Source organism: Arthrobacter sp. 10T413_2 (assembly GCF_056394205.1).
Genome location: NZ_JBFTHK010000227.1, coordinates 1 through 5,645, shown reverse-complemented (window position 1 = coordinate 5,645; position 5,645 = coordinate 1). Strand labels below are relative to the sequence as shown.

The following is a 5,645-nucleotide window of genomic DNA, read 5'->3' as shown; positions in this document are numbered from 1 at the left end:
CCAGGTTGCTGCCGTCCGGCGCCCAGACGGTGTCAGTCATGGAGGGGATTAGGCCTCGGCGCCGCTCGGCTGTGCGTCGCCGCCGGCCACTACTTCACCGTTACGTCGGCGCGTACGGGTGCGGCGACGCGCACGGGTTGCACGGTCCACCTCGGTCGGGGCCTTCGCCGCCGCGGCGCCGGCAGCAGCCTCGGGGCCCTGCCCGCCGGCAGTGGAAACGGTAGCGGCTTCKGCATCGGCGGGACGACGACGGCGGTCGCCGGAGCGTCCGMCTGCCTCGGCGCCGCTGCGGCGCGTGTCCCGGCTGCMGCTGCGGCTGCCTTCACGGCTKGCGGTGCGGTTGCCTTCGCGGGCGCCGGTGCGGCTGCCTTCACGGCTGCCGTCCCTTCCGCTGTCCTTTGCACTGCTGCGGGTGTTCTTCTTGCCGGTCTCGCCGAGGTCCTCAAGAACCTCCGCGTCGACGCCGGCCAGCACGCGCTTGTCGCGGGGCAGGCGGCCCTTGGTGCCCTCGGGGATGTCGAGTTCCTCGAACAGGTGCGGCGAGGAGGAGTAAGTTTCCACGGGCTCGGGGAAGTTCAGGCCCAAGGCCTTGTTGATGAGCCCCCAGCGCGGCATGTCATCCCAGTMGACAAAGGTGACAGCGGTGCCCTTGTTGCCGGCGCGGCCGGTGCGGCCGACGCGGTGCAGGTAGATCTTCTCGTCCTCGACGCACTGGTAGTTGATCACGTGCGTGACGTCGTCGACGTCGATGCCGCGGGCGGCGACGTCGGTGGMCACGAGGACGTCMACCTTGTTGTTACGGAAGGCGCGCAGCGCCTGTTCGCGGGCGCCCTGGCCGAGGTCGCCGTGGATCGCGGCAGCCGCGAAACCGCGGTCCACGAGTTCCTCGGCMACCTTGGCAGCGGTTCGCTTGGTCTTGGTGAAGATGATGGTGCGGCCGCGTCCGCGGGCCTGCAGGATCCGGGCAACAACTTCGACCTTGTCCATGCTGTGGGCACGGTAGATCAGCTGGCGGATGTCGCGCTTGGTCAGGCCTTCGTCGTCCGGGTCCGCGGCGCGGATGTGGGTCGGCTGGGTCATGTAGCGGCGGGCCATGGCGATGACCGGGCCGGGCATCGTGGCCGAGAACAGGAGCGTCTGGCGAACCGCGGGGGTACCGGCGATCAGGGTTTCGACGTCCGGCAGGAACCCGAGGTCCAGCATTTCGTCGGCCTCGTCGAGGATGACGATCTTGACGTTCTTCAGGCTCAGGTGTTTCTGCTTGTAGAGGTCGATCAGGCGGCCGGGGGTGCCGACGACGATCTCGACGCCCTTCTGCAGGGCATCGACCTGAGGCTCGTAGGCCCGGCCGCCGTAAATGGTGGCGATACGGGCGTTGCGCTTCTTGGCCGCGTTCTCGAGGTCCTTGGCGACCTGGACGGCGAGTTCGCGGGTGGGCACGATCACCAGGGCCTGCGGGGCGCCGGGCACGGCCAGCTTGTCGAAGCCGGCGTCGTCGCGGCCAACGACGCGCTGCAGCGCCGGGATGCCGAAGCCAAGGGTTTTGCCCGTGCCGGTCTTGGCCTGGCCGATGATGTCATGCCCGGCCAGGGCGACCGGCAGCGTCATTGCCTGGATCGGGAAGGGGTGGGTGATGCCGGCGTCGGCMAAGGACTCGACAATGTCCGCGCGGACGTTGTAATCGGCGAACGTCTTTTCGGCAATCTCGTGCGGCTTTTCGTCCGAAATGATGGTTTCTTCGGGCTCGATGGTCTCCGTGCCCGACTCATCGGTCAGAAGCTGGTGCGTGTGCAATTCACTCACAGGTGAGTTTCCTTATTCATTTTGGGCTGCGCTGCTTGCTCAACGGGGCCGGCMGTGGCCGTTCCGGAGCACGCTCAGGCGCGCAAGCAATTCCAGTGGAAGCCGATCGCGGGCTATCTAAATGCTGGCACTGGGGACCAGCGGGTGTATCTCAAGATCGCGTAGGGGCGGGCTTGTTGAATTCGAAAATCATGGAAATCAACGACCGGGCATCCATATCTACCTCTCCAGTCTAGCTGTACGAGGCCCGGAACCTCGACTGGAGCCGCGATCGCGCCGCGGAGTGGGTMCCGGCGACGGTCCGTCAGCCGACCAGCTCCAGCCGGATTTCGCGTGTGGCGATGTCCGAGGACACCACCCGGACCCGGACCTGAGTGCCCGGTTCGAGCTCGCCGGGGCACCGTGCGGTCACCGCGGGCTCGGCGATCTGCACGATTCCGGACGGCCCGTTCCCGTTGCCGTTGGACTTGCCGCCGTTACCGTTGCTGCTGCTGCTGCTGCTGCTGCCGCTGACGCTGGCGCTCTTTGCCGGTTTGGAGCCGGAGATCACGACGGCGTCGAACTCCTGGCCGACGTGGTTGACGAGCAGCGCTGCTTCCACGGTGTCCAGTGCGAGCCGCTCCAGTCGTGCGGCCAGTTGGTCGGAGGTGGCCATGATGGCGGGGAGGGACGGCAAGGCTTCCCGGGCCCAGGACGGAACCTCGGTGCCGTTGCTCAGGGCCTCGCAGATCACCAGCACGAAGCGGTCGATCAGCCGCCGCAGCGGCGCGGTGGAGTGGGCGTAGGCCGCGCCGATGGCGGACTGCATGGCGGCCCGCGGCACTGTGCCGTCGAAGGGCGTGTAGCCGGCCCCGCGGAAGAGCATGCCGGCCGAGTGCACGATGGCCAGCTGCCGGGGATCCGTGGGGTCGAGGGTCCGCAGGTACTCGCCGTAGGGCGTTTCGCCGTCCMAGGGCTTGCCGAGAGCGTGGGTCTGGCGGTGGAAGTGCCGCAGCGACGCCTCGTCCGGAGCTGGCATCGTGCGCAGGATGCCGACCTTGCCCTGGAGCATCAGCCCGGCCGCCGCCATCCCGGTCATGAGGGAAATCTGGGCGTTCCAGTCCTCCACCGGAAGCGGCGGGGCCGCCACGATCCGGTAGCCGCCGTCGGGCAGCTGCTGGATCTCCTGTTCGGGCATGTTCAGGCTCGCGCCGCCGCGGAGGCGTTCCAACTCCACGCGCTTGATGCCCACCTCCTTCAGCAGCTGCAGCATGGGCGTTGCGGTGCCGGCGTCGAGCTCTGCCTGKACCCCCTTGTAGCTGAGCTTCGCGCGGCTGCGGACCTGGGCCCGGCGCACCAGCACCGAGGTCACCTCCGCCGCGGCGTCGAGTTCGAACTCCCAGACGAATGCCGCGCACAGCTGCCCGGCGAGCAGGCTACCGGCAGCCTCGCTGATGACCTCCGGATGCAGCGGGATCCGCCCGTCCGGGGTGTAGAAGGTCTGGCCGCGGCGGCGGGTCTCGGCGTCGAGCGCCCCTCCCGGAGCGACGAAGGACGGGACATCGGCGATGGCGTAAAGCACGTTGTAGCCCTCGCCGTTGCGCTCGATAAACAGCGCCTGGTCGAGGTCGGTGGAGGACGCCGGATCGATCGTCACGAACTCGACATGGGTGAAGTCCAGGTCCGGCAGCTTGTGCTCGGCCACCGCCGCCTGCGCGTCACGCAGCACGTCCCGGGGGAACGGGCCGGGCAGTTCCAGCGTGGTGCGCAACGCCTTGAGAGCCCCGGCAAGCTGGTTCTGCTGCTCGTGGATACTCGGGGTCAGGCGATGATGGGACACGAAAATCAGGTTAGCCCGATTTCCGCTATTAGTCTTGGATTATGAGCCCCATCCCGGACGATCCTGCCCGCTACAACAGCTTCCTCATGGATCTGCTGGGAGTGATGGCGTACGGCGAGCTTTCGGCCTTCGAACGGCTGTCCTCGGATGCCCGCTATTCACCCACGCTGCATGACCGTGCGGTGCTGGGCAGGATCGCGGTGGTCGAGTTCCAGCACTACGAACTCGTCCGGGCCAGGCTTGAGGCCATGGGCCTGGACACGGAGGCCGCCATGCTGCCGTTCCAGCCGTCCGTGGACCACTTCCATGAGCGCACGCGCCCGGCGGACTGGTTCGAATCCCTCATGAAGGCCTACGTGATCGACACCGTCTCCGCGGACTTCTACCGTGCCGTCGCCCGGCACGTCGACGCCGCGACCCGGGAACTGATCGAGCAGATCCAGTCCGCCGGGGAGGCCACGGCCGTGCTGCGGGAGCGGCTCAAGGCGGCCCTGGCCGATGACCCGCGGCTGGCGTCGCGCCTGGCGCTGTGGGCCAGGCGCCTGCTGGGCGAGGCACTGACCCAGGCCCAGCGGGTCAGTCTCGAACACGCCTTCCTTGGCGGCCTCTCAGGCCTGGACGACGCCGGCGCCAGGGAACTGGTCAGGGCTCTGACGGCCGAACTCGCCACAAACCACTCGCGCCGGATGGCCGCGCTGGKACTCGCGGGGTAGCTCCGCCGCCGGGCGGAAATCCGACCGGAACCTGTTTAKGAATCGGCGGCGTCCAGCGCCGCCAGCAGTGCGCCGGCTGCGTGGGCCGGATCATCGGCGTCGGTGATTGCCCGGACCACGACGATCCGGCGGGCACCGGCGTCGACTACCTGCTCAACATTGCCGAGGTCGATGCCGCCGATCGCGAACCACGGCAACAGGCTTTCGACCGGGCCGTCGACCTTGCCGGTTCCCTCCCCATCCGCCTGGCCGGTCGCCTGGGCGGCGTAACGCACCAGGTCGAGGCCGACGGCGGCGCGTCCAGGCTTGGTGGGAGTGGCCCACACGGGTCCCACGCAGAAGTAGTCGAGTCCTTTGCGACCGGGGGAGGACGCAATGGCGGCGTCCACCTGCTCCGGGCTGTGGGTGGACAATCCGACCACGGTGTTCTTGCCGAGGAGGCCGCGGGCGGCGTCGAGCGAAATATCCTTCTGCCCGATGTGGAACACCGGAGACCCGGACAAAGAGGCGATGTCCGCCCGGTCATTGACGGCCCAAAGCCGTCCGTGCCGCTGCGCTGCGCCGTGCAGGACCTCGAGGAGTTCCAGTTCCTCGGCCGCCTCAAGCGACTTGTCGCGCAGCTGGATGATGTCCACCCCGCCGGCGAATGCGGCGTCCACAAAGTCCTCGAAGTCGCCACGGTCCTGCCGGGCGTCGGTGCACAAGTAGAGGCGGGCGGTGGTGTGGAGGGAGTCCTGGCTCATGACACCAGCCTAGTTCCTCTAAACTGGGCGCATACCGCGGGAGCCCGCAGCAGCCACGTCGTCGCTGCACGGCTGAGAGGGCGTCAGAGCCGACCGCTTGACCTGATCCGGCTAGTACCGGCGTAGGGAAGGAATTTTTTATGGGCACAAAAGCCAGCCGTGAAGCCGAAGCCGCAGATGACGCCGCTTCCCGGGTTTGTGACACGGACCCCGGTTCCGCAGAGGACCTCACCGCACAGGACACACCCGCACAGGACGTCGCTGTTGACGTTGCGGTGATCGGCGGCGGGGTGATCGGCCACGGCATCGCGTTCGAGGCCAGCCGTGCGGGCCGGTCCGTGGTGTTGATCGATGACGCGCCCGGCAGCGGGGCCAGCTGGGCCGCCGCCGGAATGCTGGCCCCCGTCAGCGAACTGCACTACCAGGAAKAACAGCTCCTGGAACTGATGCTCGAGTCCTCCCGGCTGTGGCCCGCCTTCGTGGCCGGGATCGAMGCAGGGGCCGGGATCGACGCAGATGCCGGTGCCGCCAGCGGCCCGGGATCCCGGGCCTGGTCCGGTACCGGTT

General features: G+C 68.2%; 5 protein-coding genes and 1 riboswitch. Of the genes, 2 read left to right on the top strand and 3 right to left on the bottom strand.

The window, feature by feature from the left end:
* Positions 1-48 precede the first annotated feature (48 nt).
* A complete protein-coding gene (locus tag AC1DBQ_RS21125; RefSeq protein ID WP_476930376.1) occupies positions 49-1,803 on the bottom strand; it encodes a DEAD/DEAH box helicase in 1,755 nt (584 codons plus the stop codon).
* 304 nt (positions 1,804-2,107) lie between these two features.
* Entirely contained in the window at positions 2,108-3,622 is a 1,515-nt protein-coding gene (locus AC1DBQ_RS21120; protein WP_476930375.1) for an RNB domain-containing ribonuclease, read from the bottom strand.
* 41 nt (positions 3,623-3,663) lie between these two features.
* Between AC1DBQ_RS21120 and AC1DBQ_RS21115 the strand changes: the two genes are divergently transcribed.
* The gene (locus AC1DBQ_RS21115; RefSeq protein ID WP_476930374.1) at positions 3,664-4,335 is read left to right on the top strand and encodes a ferritin-like fold-containing protein; all 672 of its coding nucleotides are present in this window, start codon (positions 3,664-3,666) and stop codon (positions 4,333-4,335) included.
* 35 nt (positions 4,336-4,370) lie between these two features.
* On the opposite strand, the gene thiE is transcribed toward AC1DBQ_RS21115, so the two are convergent.
* Positions 4,371-5,078 (bottom strand): thiamine phosphate synthase, encoded by a 708-nt coding sequence (thiE, locus tag AC1DBQ_RS21110; protein ID WP_476930373.1) that lies wholly within the window; start codon positions 5,076-5,078, stop codon positions 4,371-4,373.
* Positions 5,079-5,104: 26 nt separating this feature from the next.
* Positions 5,105-5,225, top strand: a riboswitch (TPP riboswitch).
* Between thiE and AC1DBQ_RS21105 the strand changes: the two genes are divergently transcribed.
* On the top strand, positions 5,219-5,645 hold a 427-nt coding region (locus AC1DBQ_RS21105; RefSeq protein ID WP_476930372.1), incomplete at its 3' end, for an FAD-dependent oxidoreductase. Its footprint overlaps the riboswitch before it by 7 nt.